This window comes from Alphaproteobacteria bacterium LSUCC0684 (assembly GCA_041228335.1).
Lineage (GTDB): Bacteria > Pseudomonadota > Alphaproteobacteria > Puniceispirillales > UBA1172.
Window position 1 is genome coordinate 179,713 of record CP166130.1, and the last position, 20,733, is coordinate 200,445.

Below are 20,733 nucleotides of genomic sequence, written 5' to 3' on the forward strand. Positions count from 1 at the left end.
CGCGTGGCTTCAACGCGGATCATTGTTGACCGGCTGGCAGGATATACCCGCACGGCGTTGCTGAAGGATAACCTGCTGACCGATCTTTTTATCGATGATGCCGATGATCTCGCCCCCGGGCCGGGTGCAGTGCTTCGCGCAAGGGTGGAGCGTGTCTTTCCCGATCACGACCGGGTTTCCCTCGATATCGGCGGTATTCCTGCCAGCATGCGCAACCGTGGCGGAAAGGCCGTGCGGCCCGGGGAGATGATCCTTGCCACCGTCGCAGCCGAGGCGCGGGAGAAAAAACCGCTTCAACTCCGCCGCGGCCTGTTCAGGGCCGGGCGATATGTGATGGTGGAAGATGGCGCGGCTGAACGCCGTCTTTCAAGGGGGTTGCGTGAGACGGGGTATATGCCGCCGGATGATCTCCTGCGCCCTCTTTCGTCGCTCACCATTACGCTGCGCCGGGCAGTGGCAGGGGCAGATCCTTCATGGGTAAAGGCGGAGTTTGATGAACTCGTCACCTGGGCGGAGTCGATCCTTGATCTGCCATCATCCGGCCCTGCCATCCTTGCCCCGGCCATTACCGGGATTGAAGAAGCCCGTCTCGTGGAGCCCGACGCCGAGATGGTGATGGATGATGACGGCAGCGCGTGGGAGGAGGCTGGCATCGATGAGGCGCTGGAGGCGGCGCTTGCCCCGACGGTTTTTCTTGCCGGAGGCGGCGCTATCCATATCAGCACACCCCCGGGTGCGGCCGTGATTGATGGTGATAGCGGCGATGATGCGCTTGCGCCGATGCAGCTTGCCCGGGCCATGGTCCCTGAAGTGGCGCGGCAAATACGGTTACGGCGGATCGGTGGTCCCGTGGTGATTGACTTTCCGCGTCTGGGGGCAAAGGACCGCCGTCAGATCGCGGATCTCATGGATGCGGCTGTCCAGGATGATCCCTGCCGCCCTCGCTGCCACGGATTTACCGAAGGCGGGCTCTTTACCCTGACACGACCCTGGCGCTGGCGCTCGCTTGCGGTGCATCTGGCGCCGTCACCTGCCCGGATTGGCCGTGATGCGCTCAGGCTTTTGCGGAGGAATGGCGCAAGGCGGCCACATCATCCTCTTGAGATATGTCTGCCGCCCGCAGGACTTGAATGGCTTGAAGGGCCAGGTGCATTGAGCCGCGCGAAAATCGAAGAAGGGCTTGTCTTCGCGCCGCGTTTCCGATCAGATAGCACCTTAGACCACGCATTCGTCCAGGATATGGCACCAAAGAGGAAAGGCTGATGGCCGTGAAATGCCCGACATGCGGAAACCCTGGTCAGGGAAAGCATAAGCCGTTCTGCTCACAGCGTTGCGCCCAGGCGGATCTGGGCCGCTGGCTTTCAGGCCATTATGCCGTGCCGGCTGAAGAGGAGCCTGACAGCGCCGATCTCGAAGCACTGGAAAAGGCTATTGTCGAGGCCATGGAAAACGGCACGCTTGTTCCGGGTGAGTTTCGCCGCAAGGATTAGCTCTGGTGCTTTTAATGGCAAAGGCTCATCAGTTTAGCCGGGGACGGGGGAGGAAAGCCGGGGGAGCGGCAAAATTTTCAGCCTAATCGTGCCATCACCGCTGGACAGCGGCGTGGAGATGGGCTAGTACCGTATGTCGAAAGAAACATAACGGTTTCTTTCTTGCGCCCAGGTAGCTCAGTTGGTAGAGCAGCGGACTGAAAATCCGCGTGTCGGTGGTTCGAATCCGCCCCTGGGCACCATTTTTTCCCTGAAAATCCTCGCCTTTTCTGCCACTTAACCGCCAGGTTAAGTTTTTCAGTAATTTCGATTCTTGCATGCTATTGGTTATCTGTTACTGGTGGCCAAGGTAGATGTTAATCCGTAACCCGGCCAGAACTAGACAAAATCAAAGTGCAAGAAGCGGCGGTTGCGGGGCCCCCGTAACCTGAAATTTAATCAAGAGATCCAACTCTTCTGGATGCAATAGATATGCGGTATAATAGACACTCACATCGGGGTCTTTAGGTTGCAGACCAAAGATAATGCCACCATAGGTATTGAATGACGTTTTGGGGCTGATTGGCCTGGCCAGCGATGCGGTGCCAAGACAAGAAAAGGAACTGAGTGCCAACGACCTGCCAACAAGAAGAATGGGTGTTGCAGGGTCCATGGTGGTGCTAGTGGCCGCTAAGACAGATTAGTATAATGATCAGAGATAATACGGTAAGATAGCATTTTAAATCGGAGTCAGGAGATCATGACACTCTCACGGCTGTTTGATGAATTATCTGCGCTTCTTTCCGGTGACTACACGATTGAAGCGAACGCCATCAAGGCGTTGCAGAAGGCGGATGCCGAGATTGATCTGAAGTATCAATCATCCCCCCTGTCCGCACCTTTCCTTGAGGTGATGGCGCAGGCTGAGGCAAATCCCATATGTGATCTGATCAGGGATATCCCCTTTCACTGGGCGCCGCCTGAAACTTCAAAAGACCCTCTTTATAAACAACATAGCCATTTCAAGGCTCATGTGGAACTGCTTGGTCCGACCGGGCTTGTTCCATCCTCCGAGGTGCGCGTAGGGCTATATGGAATGCTGCCACATTCAGAATACGGTATCCGCACCCATCCGGCAGAAGAAACCTATCTCATGCTGGCAGGAAATGCGTTCTGGAAACGTGGCGATGATGCTTACGAGCAACTCTTTACCGGCCAGCGGTCCTATCACCCTTCCATGATGCCACACGCGACCCGGACAGAAGACTCCGCATTTATGTCGGTTTACATATGGGATGGGGATATCTCGACCGATCAATATACATATTTGGGGCTTCCTGAAACATCAATAGAGAAATCCAAAATTACTGGCACAGAAAATCGGGGCTAGACAACTATAGTAAAATTAAAAAACATGAAACCTCATTAATTATTGAATTCTTATTTTTTATGAGATTAAAGTAATTTTTATGAAACTTGATTTCTTTCGGAAGATTGGTTTTGGTTTAGCACCGGATGAAAATGTTCCATCTGATCCCATTGCATGGGCAGTGCGTCAGGTTGAAACACCTGCAAAACTCACTTGGCCAGGGCATATACCATCGGAACAGGAATTACTTGATCACAGGGCTGAATTTGTCTATCAGGATCGGCGTATTCTTCGCGAAAAGTTCAAAAATAATCGCAACGCCTATGATGATGCAAAAACGCAGTTGCGATACAAAACTGGCGAACGTTATTTCCCCAGTTTAGAGACAGTAATTCGCCATCATGCCGCAGTTAAGGGTAAGGCGCCTGTATTTGAGCGGCTATGGCATTTTTGGTGCAATCATTTTGCGATTTCTGAAAAGGATATGCTCGATCGCTGGAACACCGGCGGTTATCAACGTGAGACCATCCGTCCCAATTTGTGTGGCAGTTTTACCGATTTGGTTAAGAAAGTAACCGTGTCTTGGACAATGATCCATCATCTGGACAACACCGAGTCAGTGGGGCCTAATTCGAAATGGGGAAAAAATCGCCGTAAAAAGGGTAAGCCCGCAACTGTAAACGAAAATCATGCCCGCGAATTACTTGAATTACATACGGTTTCACCAGCTGCGGGCTATACTCAGCAGGATGTGATAAATCTGGCCTATATCATGGCGGGATGGGAAAACAGGTGGTCTAAAAAACGTGAGGAGTGCAATCCCGTTCAGTTCAATGACAAGAAACATGAGCCTGGCACCCATAAAGTTATGGGTAAAGGTTATAAGCAACGGGGCATTTCCTCAGAAACCAAATTATTTGATGTTGTTGAAGACCTTTGTGCGCACCCATGCACACGCCGCTTTATCAGTTGGAAATTGGTTCGACATTTTGTTACCGATGAACCCACCGATGCGATGATTGCGCCATTGATTAAAGCATGGGAAGAAACCGACGGAGATCTGCCATCGGTCTACAAGGCCTTAATTAAGGTTGTTTATGAGCATACAGGATCGGAGCAAAAGTTTCTGAATCCTGAAACGTGGCTGTTGCAATGCATTCGTATTTCCGGAACGAATTGGCCACCTTCGCCGGAGGTCATGGCTTATGATTTCAAATCAAAGCCTAGTCAACCTGCTCGTCAACCTAGTATTATCATGCGGGAATTAGGGCATAATCTGTTGGCGCCCTCACAACCTAACGGCTGGCCAGATACAGAGGCAGAATGGTTGTCTCCGGAACTGCTGATCCGACGTTTGGCGGCGTCGAGCAAATTTGCCAATGATCCGAAGTACAGTGTATTTGTGGATTATCACAAAGTGGCGGAAAAGAATTTTGATGCGTTGGATGACGTGAATTATTTCCTCCATAAGGCTAAAAATGTTGATTTTTACTCTAATCCAAAACGAATGGGACAAGCCCTATTTTCTAGTAAATGGATGTTAAAAGTATGACTATTAGCCGTCGACATTTCATATCAGGGATAGGATCCCTGACCTTGCTGGGATCTCCTTTATTTAATGCCCGTGCCGCCTCCATGAAGAAGAAAAACTTTGTAGTGATCATGCTGAGGGGTGGGATGGACGGTCTTACGGCGATCCAACCCAATGACAGCAAAATGGCACAAGTGCGGCCTGATATTCTGGTCAAAGGGGTAAAAAAACTTACTGCTGATTTTAATATCCATCCTCGCCTAAAGGCTTTTTATGAATGCTGGCAAGAAGGCAAGGCGTCAGTTGTTCATGCTACCTCAATACCTTACACGATGCGGTCACATTTTGATGGACAAAACCTGATGCAAAGTGGCGGGCATACCCCCTATACCGAAAAAACAGGCTGGCTCGGGCGTGGGATTGAAGTCTCAGCTTTGGGCGGATTGGCGATATCCTTGCCAATGCCTTTGCTGTTGCGGGGGAAGAATACACTCGACAATTTTTTTCCCACTTGGATGAGCTTGCCAAATGATGGTGATCTAAGAGTTATTGAAAGTTCCTATTCAAAAGGATCAGCCTTGGCTGAAGTGATGAATCGCGTTCGTTCACGTCCTGTTTCTATGATGAAACGTGGTGGTGATAACCAAGCACATGAACTGGCGGTTGTGGCTGCGCAGGAATTACGCCGTGAAGATGGTCCTCGTGTTGCTGTTTTTGACATTGGAGGTTTTGATACCCATGCTGCTCAAGGTGGTGAAGATGGAGCCCATGGTGAATGCTTGGCTGATTTTGATAAAGTTTTGAACGCATTGCGCAACGGACTTGGCAATCAATTCGATCAGACTCTGATTGTTACATTAACAGAATTTGGTCGGAAGGTAGAACAAAACGGGGGCTATGGCACTGAACATGGCTATGGCACGGCGATCTTGATGGCAGGGGGATTGGTCAAATCTTCTCAAATTTATGCTGATTGGCCAGGCCTGGCTACCAAGAATCTCTTTGAGCGACAGGATTTGAACGCCACGATTGATGCTCGTTCAGTCTATTGCTCTGCCATGTCAACATGTTTTGATGTTGATTTCAAAACGATGAAGGATAGAGCCTTCTTTGGTGATCCGCTCACAGATCTTTCTGATCGGTTATTCAAGATCTAAAACTATGCAAAAAATCATTGGGTATTCCATGATTGTGGCTATAGCTATGACTGTTGAAATAGTTACATCAAATACATTTGCCCATAGCGATACCACAGGCATCGTAAATGAACGTAAGGAACGCTTCAAAGCCAGTCAAGACGCCATGAAATCTATGGCTGATGCGGTGACATTGGAAGATTTTGATCGCCTTGTTGAGTATACTGAAAGCATCGAAATTTGGGCCAATGAGATGGTGTCGTACTTCCCCGAAGGATCGAATGGAAAACCATCAGAAGCTCTTGATGTGATCTGGGAAAAACCAGCTGAGTTTGCTGCTGCGGCTGCTCAAAATGAAGTGGCTGCCCGCCGATTGATAAAGTTAGCAAAAGACGGTGATGCGCAATCGGTTCGTACGGCTTTCATAGACTTGGCCGCAAGTTGCAAGGCCTGTCACAAGAAGTTTAGGCAATAATTATTTAACCTTGAGCAGTACCATTTTTTGCATCTCATCGCGGGTCTTGGACCTTGGATCGGGGGTTACTTGGAGGTTTTGCCGTTTGCAAGAATAAAGATCAGAGGGGGGGTTGCCCCTAAAACATTACATTACAGATTATGTGACTTTGCTGGGGTGATAGATGCGCAGAGTTTGTGGGGTATAGTTTTATTGGGGTGCCTTAGCCCCTTAAATCAGAGCCATAATTTTATAGATACGGAGGAACAGAATTATGGCCCGCAAGCGTCACTCAGACGAGGATATTTTCAAGCTGTTGCATCAGATTGAGGTGCATGTTCATAGCGGAATGGATGTTGTCGGTGCTTGCCGTAAAGCCGGCGTGTCAGACAAGGCTTATTAATTTTGGCGCAAGAAGTTTGGCGGCATGGGGCGTTCACAGCTCAGCGAGATGAAGTCACTTCAGAAAGAGAATGATCGGCTGAAGAAGATCGTAGCTAAACTTGAGTTGGACAAGTTGATCTTGAAGGAAAGCCTGGATATTTTAAAACCAAAGGCCTGACACGCGAAGAAAACGTCATGCCTGTCCCCACAGTCAAATTTCATTACACACTTTTTAACACACCTGATTTTTCTGCCTGCAAGCCACTGATATAAAACAGGAAAAGTTAAAGCAGTTTTCTGAAAATCCGCGTGTCGGTGGTTCGAACCCGCCCCTGGGCACCACTTACTCATCATATTCCGCGTGTCGGGGGCAAGCACAACCTCCTCCGCCACCAACTTTTTTGCCAATACCTACAATTATTTATGGCGTTTCAAAAATACCTCTGCGGCATTTTTAGCGTTACACCTCTTATATACTTATTGGGTTGCGCCACCGCTGATGCAACTTCGGGGTGAGCAATGCCGCAAATGGAAGCTGCCTTGAAAAAATATGGTCAATGAATACGCATCACTTCTGGAAAAAGCGATCTAAACGAAGCCAAGCAGGCTGCTTCAGATAGCTATCTCGAAAACAAATTGTGCTTATGGACCCGCTTGGGGAAATACAGTATTTTGGAAATGTTTGAAATTTTGATGAAATATACCTAAATGATAGATTGCTCATGGTTTTCCGAGGCGCCATTTTATTTTTACTGTGTTTTCTGATTTCCTGTACTGGAATTCAAAACACACCTGATGCAAATTTCGCCCCCGATGAAAAATCTGATGATCCACTACAATTTACCAATCAATGCGATAACCGTTTAGCCGAAAAAACCATTCTAATTGCTGAGGGTTCGCTAATCTTTTTGGACAGATCAGACAGCCCCATTCAAGAGTTAAATATTATTTCTGGAGAGATGACATGCTCTCCTGCCATGCCAGAAAAATGGCTTGAACTGTCAAATAATGAAGCCAATCGCCTGCTTCTCTCACATGCCAACTCGATTTCATCTGAAAATTGGATAGTTGCAGGAAAAACCATTGCACAAGTTCAAGATACCTTCGTTGGATTGTGTCTGAAATATGATCTGGGCACTGTCTTTGCTGTCAATGAAACCCGCACATCCGTCATCACTGGGTGCCAGGTATCCCCCGATGCGCGCCAGGCTGTGATGATAGAATTCATTTTGGATGATAGCCAGATCTCAATCACGATGATGTGGCCAAAGGGATTGGAAAATTCAGCAAGGAAGATTGCCCAAGCATTCGAAAATGAAAAAGACTAGCCAATAACGTGGATGATAGCAGCGGTTCCAGCCATGTAAGGTATCAGGGGAATTTCTCGATCTAATACATCGTTTCTACTATTTAACATCCCCCGCGCTAGAATATGACCTCCTAGCGCGGCAGCACTGAAAAGCGTAATCCAAACTGAAATTCCATGGGGGTTCATCCCCAAGGAAAGAGCAAAGATTAAAGGGGGATCTGCTTCTCCAAGGGCGGCATGACCCAAGTATTTTGAAATAAAGCTAGCCAGAACCCAAATTCCACCTGCGCAGCAAGCTGCATATATATAATCAGTGAACAACATGCCTTTGTCTGGCCATAGTCGAAAAAAATGATAGCTGATCAAGATGCATACTGTAGCCACGAGAAATACTACCGGAACTGTTCTACTTGCCAGATCTTCAATACACAAAAGTCCAAGACATCCAAGTCCTGTGGCCAGCAAATATAATGCCGGGCTGATCTCGGTTGTAACTCCTGGTCCTCCATGAGATCTGGCCATTACAGCCCAGAGGATGAGCAGGATCAGACAAATTATCCCCCCACGGCGAAACAGAACATGTAAAACAGTCCTTGATCCAAGGTAATGCGACAAGAAAATAATCGGTATTATCCCGACAATAAGAATCAATAAAACGACGGTCATTTTCTGTCTGTTGTTGAGATGATTTTGGCAGAGATGCTCAGCTTTTCACCTCTTCGCTGTAATTGAAAGATGCTTACATTCCATGCCGGAAGCCTGAAGATTGCTTCAACCCATCGAGCAAGTTGATTAACTTCCAAGTCTTGTTGAGTGATTATAGTGTATTCAGCTGTAGTGACGATTTCGATACCAGCGTTACTTCCAAAATGCCTTTGCCAATATGAATTTTCGATCTTGTCAGGTTCAATGCCTTGTGCCAATTGGAATGTGAGTGACTTGCTCTGTTCATTCCATTCGCTATAGATATTGTCGAAAGCCACGATCGCTCCAATCATCAAAACAACTGCTGTGCCTAGAATTAACATACGGATTTTTACAGCCGGGTTTCGCATGCTAATTTTTCCTGACAATAATTGAGAAAACATCATCTTTGTCTGTCATGTTGATATCTGCATCTTCAAAAAGTCTCTTTAATTCCAACAAATCTAGTTTAGGTTTGAGATTGAGTTGCAAGGACAACAGCCTTCCATCCTGTGCAATTTTAAATGTTTCAAGACTACCATTTTGCAGATGCGGTATAAGACGGGAAAACCAGTTCATCGCGGGAGGAGGCATCTTATTTGAAGCCTCTATCATCATCTTATTAACTTGTTTAATTCGCTCTTTGAGGATTAAGTTTCCACCGATCGCCAAAAAAATGATCGAAATGGTAATGATCAGACAGGTCCAAAAATACGTCTTGCGAGACAGAATATCGAAAATGCTGTTGCCTGTTCCAGAAGTCAGAAATTGCGCACCATCAGGATTGAATACCAACCCTTCAGGGTATGACAAATCTGATGCTGTTGCATTGTCGGCAATGATTTCTGCGGCACCTTCCCCTTTTTCAAGTCCCAATACCAATGATCCAGACATCCACTGTAACTTTTTAGCTGAAGCCTCAAAACATAAAGGCTCTGCATAGCAGATACTAGCGTCAGGAAGGCCCCAGAAATTAAGCAAATCTCTTAGCCTATCTTTCTTAATCCAGGCCTGCCACACTTTGGTTTTTTCTTGATTTGCGGTCAGTTCCGTCCAGTAAAGTTCATCAGGGTTGTTTGGGGTATGATCACCAAAAAAGAACTCCTTGCTAGGGAATCTCATTCCATTGTGACTGTTCAGCCTCCAGGCCAACATGCTTGCACCAATCAAAACAGCATCAATCTTGATTCGTTGATGTGGTTGCAATTCACCTTCATCAAATGTTTCAAGGAGTGACAGAATACCCTTGGATACACCGTATAGTTGTGCTTTAAATCGATTATTTATAAGTAATAGATGTTTCACAGAATATCACCCTCAAATTCAGGTATCCAGAGTATCTGTGTTGCAACGATTTCACGTTTTCGATCAGCATGTTGATAGATCGTGAAGCTGGCAAACACTCGATCATTATCCAATAGATCAATGGTCCACCAACTTGGCTCTGATGACAATGAAAGAATACTGAAATCAATGTTATTGATGGCATCGGGGGTTATTTTTTGAATTTCATTTTTCAGAGCTGATCTGTTGGTTATGACACCATCACGTATGAAACTTTTTATCCTGATGAAATCAGTCACCCCGATGCCTAGCACCGCAGCACCCAATTTTGGCTCTGTGTGCAAAATCTCAAATCTGGCGATAAACGGGCGCATTTCGACACAACCTGCCAATTGAGAGAGCGTCTCTGCATCAAGAGAATTGCCATCTTGTAAAGTCAAAAGATGACGCGGCCGCATCTTGACAGGCGCGCGTCGTGCATACTCCACAAGGGGTATAACTAGATCTGAAGACAAACCGCAGCTCATAACAACACGGCGAAGAGTTTCATATTGATTCTCGTCCAGAGTTGCCATCGAAGCAATTCCATTCCAATTAAGCGCATGCGAAAGATTGTATAAGCCCCCGGTTAACCTGACGCGCAAAGACTGCGTTGCGGCGGTATCTTCTATCTGAGGGGCAAGAGGATCAATCTTCAATGCAGCTTCTTTATAACTATCGATTAAAGCCATAAACCGGGTCTGTCTTTGGAGGCTTTTGTATAGGTCAATTTGTGCTTCAATTGATCTCTGCTGTAGGCCAAATTGTGTACTGAGTGCGATTAGCAATACCAGCAATCCTGGTAGAATAAGAGCTGTTGCACGCCGCCGCTTAAGCCAAGGGATGCGGAAAATAATTCTTATTGCCCGCTTCAACTTCATCGTCTCAGCCCGCCTCATTGGTATCAATGGAAAGAATGGTGGTGAAAGCTTTTTCTAGCAACTCTTCAGTGAGAGTAAGATCAAGCTTCCAGAGATCAGCACCTAAATACGTGAAGCTGGAGCTTATTGGCATGGTGCTAAATTGATGTGCTGACCATGACCTGTCATCCAAGGTGCTAATTTCGCGTTTTACACCTCCAGATCCAAGATGCCAGCCAATTCTTGCTAAAATCATTTGGCCATTTGCTGGATTAACGACAAATCGCTCAAGTTTAATTTCCAGTGTCGTCTTTTCTCCCCCTTCCTGAGGAGATGCATTCCTTCCATTAAATGTTAACGCGTTATTCAGATCAGCACGTAAAACCGCGAGGCCTGCCTCAATCCCGATAAAGGTATTGTTCCTTTTATCGAGATGTGAAAGCTGTTGGCTTCCCTGAAGTGCCATAAGAATTGCACCTGATAACACTGTGGCACTTAGGAGCAAGGCAACCAGAGTTTCAGTTAGAACAAACGCCTTTTTTCTAGTTCTAAACTTCACCTGGTCTTTACCTCTCTTGTAAAACTAGCACCATTACTATCCTGCAAGTGCATGGTGATAATTTGTGCATCAATACCATCCTCCTCTTGAACTAAAGACACCAGACTGAAAGCTTCATGGACCTTTACAGGCAATTTTTCAGCCAGTCCCCGACTATAAAGAAGATGAGCATTTGTTGCCGCACGCTCTCGTGACATGCGTTTCAGCATAGCCAAACTATGACTGTTCAAATTTTGCCAACCTTGCCAGAAAAAACTTGAAATAATTCCGAAGATCAGGAGTGCTATTAACGACTCCAGTATCAGAAAGCCCCTTTTTCTATTCGGAAGCATAGGTAAAATTCCCGGCTTTATCTATGCTCACCTCGCCCCATTTACAGCTTATCTTGGTTTGCTGGACTATCCCCCCTGCGCCCACAAGTACCTTTTGGGAACCACAGGCCAGGAGACCGACATCTTCAACAGGTCTGTCCTGAGCAATCGCCATCCGCCAAACAGCATTTCTTACAAGTTGCTGGTTTCGCTCTGAAAGAGATTTGTCGCTATAGCTTGTCAGATTTCCCAATCTTACATTCTGGCCAAATGAAACCAGAAGCGCGACAATCAATAATGCTACGAGAACTTCAAGCAGGGCAAACCCTCCCGCTTTATGTTCAGTTTTCACCGTCTTACCTCAATCTCAATATCATCACCTCCACCAACCTCCCCATCAGGACCAAGACAAAAAATGATAACCTGACCGCCAGCGCGAACACGATATTGATATCCATTCCCCCAAGGATCGATGGGCTTTTCAGCAAGATATACTCCGTTGGATCCACCTTCTGTCAGAATATCGAGACCTTGCGACTCAGTCGGTAAAGAGCCTTGATCGATGTAATAAAGTGACAAGGCAGCTTTGATTGATTCCAAATCGTTCTGGACTTTCAATTGTCGAGCTTGATTTGGTCGATCAAGAACCATCGGTGCAACAAAGGAAAGCAGAAGCCCAATAATTGTCAACACAACCAGGATTTCAATCAGAGTAAAGCCTGTAACTCGACGTGATCTTTTATTAATCATTGAACCAAACTTTCAAATTGTGTCTGCATCGATATCATTGGTATCACCACGGCCATAGCTACGATGAATACAATTAGGCCAATTATAATAACAAAAACTGGGCCGGTGATTTGCGAAATAATAGTCGCTGAATAATGACGTTTTTCCTCAATTTCGGCTGCGATCAAGGTAACCACCCGCTCAAGATGGCTACTCTTTTCAGCAGCTCTGAGTTGGCTTAACTCACGCCGGTTCAAGAGTCGTGTCTCTTTCAGGGCTAATGAAAGAGGGATACCATGCTGAATTTGCTCTAGTGCCTTTTTATAAAATTCAGAAAGGGCTTCATTTCCCAAAGCCGCTGAAGCTAGGACGAGTGCCCGCGGAAGAGGAAGGCGGCTTTCCAGACCTAGTGCTAAAATTTCAAAAAATTGGCTTCTTGCTGATGAAATAATGAAATATCGGGAAACTGGAAATTTTATTAGAACCATGTCCAACCAGCGTTTTATACCTGTATGCCGCCGAAGTAGAGCAATAGGAAACAGAACCAGTAATAAAGCCCAAATGATAAATTCGACAAGCGCACCAAATCTGCCAGACAAAGACAAAATGAACTGGCTGATAGGAGGTAATTCAACTTGATTTGGAAAAGCTGTCTGTAGGCCTGGGAGAACAACATCAAACAAGATCCAAGCTACAATAAAAGTAGCAACCAGAACAACGCTAGGATAGGCAAGCACAATGCGCATTTGTCGTTGCCTGCGAAGTTCTGAGTCATGTTTTTTTAATAACAGCTCACATGCATTTTCAAGTTCGCCGGCATTTTCACCAGCCTGAATTACAGCCAATATTTCCGGCGTCAGTGATGGGAAAGATTTTCTCAGGCCTTCCACCAATCCAACACCTATCTCCAGACGTCGTAAGATAACGGTGGATATATCTTTGATTTTTATATCATCATCATCCATCAGTAAGCTCAAGGCATCTGTCACGTTGTATCCTTGGCGAACGAACATGGCTAATCTGACTAGGAATTCCCAGAAAAGCTTAGTGCTATATTTCTTTATGCGCCTGATTGAGATAATTGATGTGCCTGCAAGCTTCAATTCTCTGGTAGCCTTTTCAAGGCTTCCCGATGACAGAATCCCGCTTACCCGATCCTGACCAGACTGTCCGATATACAAGAATTCTTGCATATTCAACCATCCTGCTCACTTACACGTGCGACCTCAAAGAAGGGGGCCAAACCCTGCTCAAACAAATCTCTGGCCTCTATTGCAAGAGTTGAAGCACAGGCCAGAGAGTGAATGTCCTTTAATGCTATGTCTCGGTTTCGGGCTGTCATTATCAGATGCTCCATTATGGGAACGCGGCCTGCGAAACCAGTAAAGAAGCAATCCCTACATCCCTTGAACATAACCGGCAAAGATGTTTTATGTTCTTCACTCGAAAGAGATTCCGATCGGCATTCAGGGCAATAGGTCCTTATCAGCCGTTGATTAAATACCCCCAGCAAAGCATCAGCAATCAGCCCAATATCAACATTGAGATCCAGCAGACGCATGATAGCCCCAAGAGGGCTGTTGGCATGAATTGTTGCGATCACCAGATGCCCCGTGAGTGCTGCTCGAATTGCTGTGCTTGCAGTTTCCTGATCGCGAATTTCACCAACAAGTAGTACATCAGGGTCGTGACGAAGAAGTGCACGTAGTCCTGAAGCAAAGTTAAATCCAATGGCGTCATTTACCTGCGATTGAACAATCCCTGGAATTTCGACCTCAACCGGATCTTCAATTGTCATGATATTGAGCCCGCGCCCACGCAACATGTTTAAAATTGAATATATAGTTGTGGTCTTCCCCGAACCGGTTGGGCCACAAACCAGTATAATTCCAGACTGGTGGGAAACTGTTTTGGAAATCACCTCAACATGTTGCTGTGACAACCCAATCTGCTGGAGTGTCTTTTGCCCATTCAGGTGACGGAAAAAACGAAGAACAACACGCTCATTTTCCTGGACTGGCAGACTTGCTATACGAATGTCAACTGGAGCACCGCCATAAGTAAGGCCGATACGACCATCCTGGGGGCGTCGTCTTTCGGTTATATCCAGCCTTCCCAATATTTTGAGACGTGCAATCATCATTGGAGCAAGACGAATATCAAACTCGGTAAAGTGTGAAAGCACACCATCTATACGCATTTTCACACGAAAGGCATTCTCATCGGTGTCAAAATGCAAATCAGAGGCGCCACGGGAAATTGCCGCCGTCAATATCGCGTCCAGCAATCGCACGATAGGGGCATCAGCCTCATTTGATGAATTCAATGCTAGACGTGCGACTGCATCAATTTCAGATAGTGACACTTGTTGGCCAAGAGAAACAAGTGCTTTGGGGCTGGTTTTTTCTTCAAGTTCATCTAACGAATTTTTAAGTTCAGAAGCCGAAACTTGCTTGCATAATACTTTGTAATCACCTGATTGCGTAATATCCTGAAGCAGATAAGGATCAATAGGCTGGCTGTGAATTAATGTGAGTACTTTGCCGCTGGCGTCAAAATTACAAGCTATGCCAAATTTAGCCATGCTCTTCGGATTAATCATTGCTGGTTGCTCGAATTTTGATCGATTTGAAGTGACGGGAAGGATCCATCAGGCTTAAAAAACTTGAAGACCTTGCGATCAATTGCAGTTGCGTCCTCCCCCGGCCCGGACAGGAATTTCTGGTTTTCTGTTTCAAGTTCTTGCTGCTTTAGGTCAAGTATTTTGATCCGTGCAGGTTGTGTTGTCATTAATGTAGGCCTTAAAAAAATCACCAAGTTGGTATTGATTGTTCTTACCATCTCCTGACGAAAAAGAAGACCAAGGCCGGGTAGATCGCCAAGGAAAGGAACTTTTGTCGTCATCCGTTCCGTCTGCGTGTCACGCAAACCGCCGATGGCTATTGTTTCGCCTGGCCTGGCCCGGATGACGGTGGATATTTCTCTCTTCTTTGTTGCCACATCACTTAGCCCTGTAGTCGCGCTATCCAGCCCAGATACCTCCTGCTGAATTTCAAGAATGAGATCGTTATTACTACCAATTCTGGGCTTAACCTTGAGGCTAATCCCCAAATCCTCGCGTTGAATGGTTTGGAAGGGTGAGGCTGTCTGATTCCCACTATCAGATGAATATTTACCCGTGATAAAAGGAACATTCTGCCCCACCAGAATTACGGATTCTTGATTTTCTAGTGTCATCAGGCTTGGTGTGGCAAGGATACGGTTATCGGCATCTCCTTCAATAGCCGTGAGAAGAATGCCAAGATCCGGCAGTGCTGACGCACCGCCGCCAACAGCCAGCATACCGCCTGTTAATCCAGATAGCATTGTGTTGCCAACAACAGATCCCTGGCTTAACCCGCCTGTGGTTGAGCCCTGCGCTACCCCCAAGACACCCTTGCGACCTGAAAATTGAAGCCCCAATCTACGCGTGGAGTTTTCAGATATTTCAGCAATAATAGCATCAACGAATACCTGCCTTGGTTCTCGATCCATTTGAAGAATTAGAGGCTCAATCACCTCAAGCCAATCAACGGTGCCAACCAGGACAATCTGGTTGGATTCCGAATGGGCCGTCATGCTTCCTTTTCCGTCAAGACCACTTAGGGAGATGATTTTCTCAAGGCTTGCCACAACTGTTTCAGCAACTGAGAAACGCATGTCAATGATTCTGCTGGCAATCTCGCTTTCATGTTGATGTGCTGGATTGGAAACCGTCGCTGTAGTCGCTACTTGAACTGGGGCAACATCAATATTGTTCTGTGGTAGGCCAGATAATTCTGCTAATAGGTCTTTGACACGATCTATCTGCGATTCTGATCCGATGAGGATGACGGATTCGGATGACAGACCATCATTGACAATGCCCAGAGACCTCAATTCCGGATCAAGACCGACCAATTGCTCCAACCCTCGACGGTCCAACTTGCTTTCAAGATTTAATCTTGTGACTTTTTTGGGAGGTTGCTTGTCAGCAGTCTGGGTGGGTTGAGTTAGTCTGTGAGAAGATGCAGAATTTTCATTATCTACAGTTTTTGGCAAATCTCTGATTTCATTGGAAGATATCGGCAGCACTCGATAACTCTTGGCATCAATCTGTTCCAGGGCGCCACCTAAAGACGTGAGGATAGATTCCAGATACTCATGGGCATTGGTTGGTGTAATTTCATCACTGGTTAGAAAGGTAATGGTTTTTTCTGAACGCAAATCATCCGTATATATATAATTTGTAACGGCAGAGAAGGTTGCCAGCACGGATGAGAGCGGCGCATCAATGAACCGCATGGTTTCAGCCTGAGCCGGTAAAAACCTTCCGATGCAAAAGGCAACAGCAAACAAACAAGATAAAATTTTGTTATTTGGTAATCTCATTCACTGAATTCCAACATGATCAATCTGTTGTCCCGTTGCACTTCAACTTGAAATATCTGGCCCTTTTGTCTTTTTGTTATATGTTTTTGTATTTCTTCAAGTCTTTGGGAAGGGATTCCATCTACTGCCAGAATGATATCACCTCTATGCAGATTGATCCCAAATTTTTTTAAAAGAGGGGGGGCAGCGTTAACTTTCCAGCCAGGTCGCCCGCCCCGGCTTCTTGCTGGTTCAACATTTCCCGCAACAAGATGTATAAATTGTTCTGGGATTCCTGCTTCTGCAGCCAGCTGCTCCACCTGATCGGTCGGAACATTGGTCAGGCCATACATGGGCCCCTTTTGGGGCATCAGATTTGAAGCTGCTTTTTGTCGTTGGACACCCAGAAAGCCAATACCTTGTGCTGCGCCTGGGGAGAGTGGAGCCTGTGAAACTTGCGACTTATCTTTCGCAACTTCACTTAGAAATAATACAAAGGATAAACCATCGGCATCTTCAAAAATCACTTTTTCATCGGAAACTGAACTCAATATTAACTCTCGACCCGAGAGAACATATCTATCACCTGGTACCATAAAGATGGGAGAACTGCCTTCGAATGAAACAACAATAGATGTAAATGAGGGATTTAGGTTTACCGCAAAGACCTTACCATCTAGTGGCATCGTCGCTGGTCTTTCCAAAAAAAGGCGTTTCCATATGCCCTCATCTGGGAATGTTGAGGCTGAAGCTTCCAAACACAGACAATATAAAGACAGAAAAGTGACAGACAGCGTCAAAAGCCGCTGTCTTATCACAAGATAAATTGAAACCATTTTGCTATCCTGTACAGGAAGCATCAAGTTGTGTCATCATGGACAGGTTGCAACTCCATGAACAATATCACAACTTGTTGCATCTATACTTGGAATATCAGACCAATCCACATTAACTGGACGAGGATATGTATCATTATCCGTGATATCCGGGACGCTACTCATTGTAAATCCAATTTCAGACACATTAGTGAAATCAATACTGGAGCAGTTCGACATATTAGTTGATGTAAAGGAATAACCGATTTCTGCCGCCTTTACAACGTAACTGTTCCCTTCGGTATCTGTAAGTGTTGTTCCGTTTTCAAGATTCACAAGCTGCAACCATATTGTTTGATTGTTGCCTGCTGAATCTACCCCTGGAAGACCATGTATATTCTCACCATCATATTCAAGAAGGAATTTTCTTCCATCGAGATCATTGGGGGTGACGTTTGAACACGCGTAGGTTCCGTTACTTTCTGTACAGAGGGATTTCACAGGGTTGTAATCTGAAGTGGTTGTAAAGCTTAGGGAAGTCCCCTCATTTACATCGCTTGTCTTTGCATATGTGTAATTGAACTTAAGCGGGTCATCGAGTTTTACGCCCGTTCCGGAACTATTGAAGATCATTACCGAATGATGCCAAGGATATGCACCAATATTCCATTGGTATTCAGGGCAATTCCCTGGAGATTGTACAGAACAAGTTCCTGCATCAACCTCTGATTTCAGAATAAAGTTAAAGGACTTTTCAGGCCAATCACCATTATAAGTTCCAGTAGCGCTGGCGTCCCAATCGGTATACTCACCTTGACCAGTTACCTTGAAATCAAATCGCAGCGGTGTATCAGATGACGATAAAGCCCCACTATCATCTGTATCGTGGTACATCGTGAACGCCTCATAGCTTCCGCCTGGGGTTTTCCCTGTATAGAAATACAGATCACCTGTCGACCCATTCATAAAACCATCATTTCTTTGTGAGGCATAATCAGACAGGGTCATATTTGTATAGTTTGCACCTGTTGATGCTGATCCAGGGCAGCTGTTTTCAGCGCAATAAAAGCTTGTGCTCGTTGCCGATGCCATGCTTGATGTGGCATTAATATATGATTGCACAAAAAAAGATATGCTGGTTGAATTTCCTCCCGACCAGTAGACTTGCGTTCTCTTAAGATCAGACCACATATACCCATACCAGGGACTGTTTGAAACTTCAGCCCCGGTCAAAGTGCCTTGTGATGACCCATTAGAATCTGTCAGGTTAAATTGACTATTTGCAGCATCCCACGTCGCATAATAACCTCCCCATGTTCCCGAGTCATTTGGACCCCACCAGCGAAAACTATCACCATTTACAAGTGATTCCGTTTCTTCAGACAAACTGGAGAGTTTCCCCGGTGACCAATAAAATGTAACAGAACTTGAGTCACTGTTCTTGGTTGCGGAAACCGTTGGCGAAGATGGAGAAAAAGGGTTTGCATCATTATCAAACCAGGTGCCCCAACTCCCGATATACCCTCGCGTGCCTCCTGCTGTTTCGAAGCCATATCCCGCATCAAGAGATACAGCTGCGCCGGAGGAGGCATCAAAAAGCTTGTAGCCATAATTATTTGCCCATTTGGTTGATCTGGACAAGCACTGATCAGTGGAAGTATCGACAACACCAGAACTGTTGACATATGCTTTGTAATAATAGTTTGCGCTAGTCTGCCCTGCTGTTCCAGTGATCGATGTTGAACCGTTGTTGGTTGTGGTTGTTTTTCCAAGAAACTTAACGGTGTCGGTGTCACCGTTAATGATGCTGAACGTTGCGGCGTTAACTTGACTATAACCTGTTTCAGAATATAGTTCTGCTACATCTAGCGTAATATCTGAGCCGTCCTGGGTTATGGAAGTAAAGCCATTGTCGGTGGAAGCAAGGTTGCTCGTTGTCAGATCAATTGAAGAGCCTGAAGCCCCTTTCCTCTCTTGGAAAAAGGAAAAATACCACGCCCCGAAAGGAGGCAATGTCTCAGCGTCAGAATTGATTGTAACATTTGCAATGTAACGGTCGGAGTTTGAAGACAAAAACCATGCTGTAACTTCTTGCGGCGATGAGTTCGATGCTCGCGAAGACGTCAAAATAGTTTTCGCGAGCTGCTTGCCATTTTGACTATTATCTGAGCCCAATCCACAGGCCACTTCATCAATAAGTGCCTGCCAGTTCCCATTAACATGTTGGGAAAGATCACCTCTAGAGTTTTTGATAATACATGCAAATGAATTTGCAAGGCTTATCAACTCATTTGCAGAATCTTCAGTCCATTCTTCCACAGATTGATTGGAATAGTCTGTCCCAGCATCATTGTAAGCTGCCATCAAGGGTGGTGCGTTAAGTATTACAGCTGAGATAACGATTGCAGTTTTTACCAAATGTATGTTGAAACGCTTCATAATCTTCTCCATCGAACAACTGTCTACAATATAACGGTTGGTTAATTCGCTGGAACCGCCGACACAGAACTAGGCGTCAGCATCCCACTTGTCGCAGTGGAAGTGCTCGATGAGGATGAAGAAGATCCTCCCCCGCATGAGCCAAGAAACGTTGCAAGCATCAAGAGAATCAGGGCTTTTCGGAATTGAACACTTGTACCAAACATATCAATCACCTCGCAAATCAGTAATAATTATGGTGAAATCAAAACATGTTTATCATTGTAGTCATGCAATTAGCCTGCTTTGAACTAGTTTCAATCTCTTATCTAAAATATCTTATATTTGATTATTTCAAAATAAAATTCTTTTTTCTAGACTAGTAACATAGTATCACTAAGGAACATGATATTCATATTTCATTGAAAGCGAACGTATCATCACGTTCCTTGATCAAAAAAGATGCGGTGATGGGTAATGCCCCATTCCACTAGTATTTACCTGGTTCCGGGTTGCTCATGCCTGTTTGTCAATGAAATTGTGCCCCAGTTATGCCTGAGATGTCAGAAATGAGACAGCATATAACGTTTAGCAAGCTAATGTTTGATGCCGGTATATTTTGTGATTTGGGTCGCTGTTGTGATCATGGTGCTGCTAGAGGGGATTTTGGAAGTATACGCTTACTAAGACACCTGCAACAGGTGAAGACAGACCATTAGCTCGGCAAATTGTCCCTCAAGTATTCTACCTCAATTATTTCACGTTGATGGATGCCGTCTGAACTCAGGAATTTAAATTTATCTTTTTAATTCTTTAATTTTAAATTAGTGGCCTATGGTAATAAGGCGCAGAACATTTAGTTTTTCAAAAAGATATCAATTAAGAATGTTTGCATAGAAAAAATTGAAAAACTATCGAGTATCATTACACACTTTTTAACACACCTGATTTTTCTGCCTGCAAACCACTGATTATAAGCAGGAAAAGTTAAAG

General features: G+C 45.5%; 22 protein-coding genes, 1 tRNA gene and 1 pseudogene. 11 read left to right on the plus strand and 13 right to left on the minus strand.

Annotated elements, in window-relative coordinates; translation table 11 throughout:
* Window positions 1–3 precede the first annotated feature (3 nt).
* The 11 genes and pseudogenes from AB8880_00835 (at window position 4) to AB8880_00885 (ending at window position 7,671) form a co-directional block, all read left to right on the plus strand.
* Complete coding sequence (locus tag AB8880_00835; GenBank protein ID XDZ65972.1) at window positions 4–1,263, plus strand: ribonuclease E/G; 1,260 nt, start codon at window positions 4–6, stop codon at window positions 1,261–1,263.
* Window positions 1,263–1,490, plus strand: a complete 228-nt coding sequence (locus AB8880_00840; protein ID XDZ65973.1) for a DNA gyrase inhibitor YacG — start codon at window positions 1,263–1,265, stop codon at window positions 1,488–1,490. The genes AB8880_00835 and AB8880_00840 overlap by 1 nt, the downstream gene beginning before the upstream one ends.
* A 166-nt stretch (window positions 1,491–1,656) precedes the next feature.
* Window positions 1,657–1,732: transfer RNA gene (locus AB8880_00845), tRNA-Phe, on the plus strand.
* A gap of 374 nt (window positions 1,733–2,106) precedes the next feature.
* A pseudogene (locus AB8880_00850) lies at window positions 2,107–2,163 on the plus strand (hypothetical protein).
* Between the two features lie 66 nt (window positions 2,164–2,229).
* Window positions 2,230–2,859, plus strand: a complete 630-nt coding sequence (locus tag AB8880_00855; GenBank protein XDZ65974.1) for a dimethylsulfonioproprionate lyase family protein — start codon at window positions 2,230–2,232, stop codon at window positions 2,857–2,859.
* A gap of 79 nt (window positions 2,860–2,938) precedes the next feature.
* Entirely contained in the window at window positions 2,939–4,390 is a 1,452-nt protein-coding gene (locus tag AB8880_00860) for a DUF1800 family protein (protein XDZ65975.1), read from the plus strand.
* Window positions 4,387–5,526 carry a DUF1501 domain-containing protein gene (locus tag AB8880_00865; protein XDZ65976.1) on the plus strand — a complete coding sequence of 380 codons (1,140 nt, stop codon included), beginning with the start codon at window positions 4,387–4,389 and terminating at the stop codon, window positions 5,524–5,526. Before AB8880_00860 ends, AB8880_00865 begins: the two co-directional genes overlap by 4 nt.
* Before the next feature lie 4 nt (window positions 5,527–5,530).
* Entirely contained in the window at window positions 5,531–5,980 is a 450-nt protein-coding gene (locus AB8880_00870) for a cytochrome c (protein XDZ65977.1), read from the plus strand.
* 253 nt (window positions 5,981–6,233) lie between these two features.
* Entirely contained in the window at window positions 6,234–6,362 is a 129-nt protein-coding gene (locus tag AB8880_00875; protein XDZ65978.1) for a hypothetical protein, read from the plus strand.
* Between the two features lie 24 nt (window positions 6,363–6,386).
* Complete coding sequence (locus tag AB8880_00880; protein ID XDZ65979.1) at window positions 6,387–6,521, plus strand: hypothetical protein; 135 nt, start codon at window positions 6,387–6,389, stop codon at window positions 6,519–6,521.
* A gap of 544 nt (window positions 6,522–7,065) precedes the next feature.
* The gene (locus AB8880_00885) at window positions 7,066–7,671 is read left to right on the plus strand and encodes a hypothetical protein (protein ID XDZ65980.1); all 606 of its coding nucleotides are present in this window, start codon (window positions 7,066–7,068) and stop codon (window positions 7,669–7,671) included.
* Here AB8880_00885 and AB8880_00890 read toward each other — a convergent pair.
* From AB8880_00890 to AB8880_00950, 13 genes are all read right to left on the minus strand, one after another.
* Window positions 7,668–8,318 carry a hypothetical protein gene (locus AB8880_00890; GenBank protein XDZ65981.1) on the minus strand — a complete coding sequence of 217 codons (651 nt, stop codon included), beginning with the start codon at window positions 8,316–8,318 and terminating at the stop codon, window positions 7,668–7,670. The genes AB8880_00885 and AB8880_00890 overlap by 4 nt on opposite strands.
* Window positions 8,315–8,707 carry a hypothetical protein gene (locus AB8880_00895; GenBank protein ID XDZ65982.1) on the minus strand — a complete coding sequence of 131 codons (393 nt, stop codon included), beginning with the start codon at window positions 8,705–8,707 and terminating at the stop codon, window positions 8,315–8,317. Before AB8880_00895 ends, AB8880_00890 begins: the two co-directional genes overlap by 4 nt.
* Window position 8,708: 1 nt before the next feature.
* A complete protein-coding gene (locus AB8880_00900; GenBank protein ID XDZ65983.1) occupies window positions 8,709–9,641 on the minus strand; it encodes a hypothetical protein in 933 nt (310 codons plus the stop codon).
* A complete protein-coding gene (locus AB8880_00905) occupies window positions 9,638–10,540 on the minus strand; it encodes a hypothetical protein (GenBank protein ID XDZ65984.1) in 903 nt (300 codons plus the stop codon). Before AB8880_00905 ends, AB8880_00900 begins: the two co-directional genes overlap by 4 nt.
* A 4-nt stretch (window positions 10,541–10,544) precedes the next feature.
* Window positions 10,545–11,078 (minus strand): type II secretion system protein J, encoded by a 534-nt coding sequence (locus tag AB8880_00910; GenBank protein ID XDZ65985.1) that lies wholly within the window; start codon window positions 11,076–11,078, stop codon window positions 10,545–10,547.
* On the minus strand, window positions 11,075–11,275 hold the full coding sequence (locus AB8880_00915; protein XDZ65986.1) for a hypothetical protein: 201 nt from the start codon (window positions 11,273–11,275) through the stop codon (window positions 11,075–11,077). Before AB8880_00915 ends, AB8880_00910 begins: the two co-directional genes overlap by 4 nt.
* Before the next feature lie 121 nt (window positions 11,276–11,396).
* On the minus strand, window positions 11,397–11,741 hold the full coding sequence (locus tag AB8880_00920; protein ID XDZ65987.1) for a prepilin-type N-terminal cleavage/methylation domain-containing protein: 345 nt from the start codon (window positions 11,739–11,741) through the stop codon (window positions 11,397–11,399).
* The gene (gspG, locus tag AB8880_00925) at window positions 11,738–12,139 is read right to left on the minus strand and encodes a type II secretion system major pseudopilin GspG (GenBank protein ID XDZ65988.1); all 402 of its coding nucleotides are present in this window, start codon (window positions 12,137–12,139) and stop codon (window positions 11,738–11,740) included. The genes AB8880_00920 and gspG overlap by 4 nt, the downstream gene beginning before the upstream one ends.
* Window positions 12,136–13,311 carry a type II secretion system F family protein gene (locus AB8880_00930; protein ID XDZ65989.1) on the minus strand — a complete coding sequence of 392 codons (1,176 nt, stop codon included), beginning with the start codon at window positions 13,309–13,311 and terminating at the stop codon, window positions 12,136–12,138. The genes gspG and AB8880_00930 overlap by 4 nt, the downstream gene beginning before the upstream one ends.
* 2 nt (window positions 13,312–13,313) lie before the next feature.
* The gene (locus AB8880_00935; GenBank protein XDZ65990.1) at window positions 13,314–14,702 is read right to left on the minus strand and encodes a GspE/PulE family protein; all 1,389 of its coding nucleotides are present in this window, start codon (window positions 14,700–14,702) and stop codon (window positions 13,314–13,316) included.
* A gap of 14 nt (window positions 14,703–14,716) precedes the next feature.
* Window positions 14,717–16,528: a type II secretion system protein GspD gene (locus tag AB8880_00940; protein XDZ65991.1), complete on the minus strand. Its 1,812-nt coding sequence runs from the start codon at window positions 16,526–16,528 to the stop codon at window positions 14,717–14,719.
* Entirely contained in the window at window positions 16,525–17,343 is an 819-nt protein-coding gene (locus tag AB8880_00945; protein XDZ65992.1) for a hypothetical protein, read from the minus strand. Before AB8880_00945 ends, AB8880_00940 begins: the two co-directional genes overlap by 4 nt.
* A gap of 36 nt (window positions 17,344–17,379) precedes the next feature.
* A complete protein-coding gene (locus AB8880_00950) occupies window positions 17,380–19,761 on the minus strand; it encodes a hypothetical protein (GenBank protein XDZ65993.1) in 2,382 nt (793 codons plus the stop codon).
* Window positions 19,762–20,733 lie beyond the last annotated feature (972 nt).

What these genes read in the sequence shown, in the direction of transcription:
- AB8880_00840 (XDZ65973.1), top strand. Translation starts at nt 1,263, where the DNA reads ATGGCCGTGAAATGCCCGACATGCGGAAACCCTGGTCAGGGAAAGCAT.
- AB8880_00855 (XDZ65974.1), top strand. Translation starts at nt 2,230, where the DNA reads ATGACACTCTCACGGCTGTTTGATGAATTATCTGCGCTTCTTTCCGGT.
- AB8880_00860 (XDZ65975.1), top strand. Translation starts at nt 2,939, where the DNA reads ATGAAACTTGATTTCTTTCGGAAGATTGGTTTTGGTTTAGCACCGGAT.
- AB8880_00865 (XDZ65976.1), top strand. Translation starts at nt 4,387, where the DNA reads ATGACTATTAGCCGTCGACATTTCATATCAGGGATAGGATCCCTGACC.
- AB8880_00870 (XDZ65977.1), top strand. Translation starts at nt 5,531, where the DNA reads ATGCAAAAAATCATTGGGTATTCCATGATTGTGGCTATAGCTATGACT.
- AB8880_00875 (XDZ65978.1), top strand. Translation starts at nt 6,234, where the DNA reads ATGGCCCGCAAGCGTCACTCAGACGAGGATATTTTCAAGCTGTTGCAT.
- AB8880_00880 (XDZ65979.1), top strand. Translation starts at nt 6,387, where the DNA reads ATGGGGCGTTCACAGCTCAGCGAGATGAAGTCACTTCAGAAAGAGAAT.
- AB8880_00885 (XDZ65980.1), top strand. Translation starts at nt 7,066, where the DNA reads ATGGTTTTCCGAGGCGCCATTTTATTTTTACTGTGTTTTCTGATTTCC.
- AB8880_00890 (XDZ65981.1), bottom strand. Translation starts at nt 8,318, where the DNA reads ATGACCGTCGTTTTATTGATTCTTATTGTCGGGATAATACCGATTATT.
- AB8880_00895 (XDZ65982.1), bottom strand. Translation starts at nt 8,707, where the DNA reads ATGCGAAACCCGGCTGTAAAAATCCGTATGTTAATTCTAGGCACAGCA.
- AB8880_00905 (XDZ65984.1), bottom strand. Translation starts at nt 10,540, where the DNA reads ATGAAGTTGAAGCGGGCAATAAGAATTATTTTCCGCATCCCTTGGCTT.
- AB8880_00915 (XDZ65986.1), bottom strand. Translation starts at nt 11,275, where the DNA reads ATGTCACGAGAGCGTGCGGCAACAAATGCTCATCTTCTTTATAGTCGG.
- gspG (XDZ65988.1), bottom strand. Translation starts at nt 12,139, where the DNA reads ATGATTAATAAAAGATCACGTCGAGTTACAGGCTTTACTCTGATTGAA.
- AB8880_00930 (XDZ65989.1), bottom strand. Translation starts at nt 13,311, where the DNA reads ATGCAAGAATTCTTGTATATCGGACAGTCTGGTCAGGATCGGGTAAGC.
- AB8880_00935 (XDZ65990.1), bottom strand. Translation starts at nt 14,702, where the DNA reads ATGGCTAAATTTGGCATAGCTTGTAATTTTGACGCCAGCGGCAAAGTA.
- AB8880_00940 (XDZ65991.1), bottom strand. Translation starts at nt 16,528, where the DNA reads ATGAGATTACCAAATAACAAAATTTTATCTTGTTTGTTTGCTGTTGCC.
- AB8880_00945 (XDZ65992.1), bottom strand. Translation starts at nt 17,343, where the DNA reads ATGGTTTCAATTTATCTTGTGATAAGACAGCGGCTTTTGACGCTGTCT.
- AB8880_00950 (XDZ65993.1), bottom strand. Translation starts at nt 19,761, where the DNA reads ATGAAGCGTTTCAACATACATTTGGTAAAAACTGCAATCGTTATCTCA.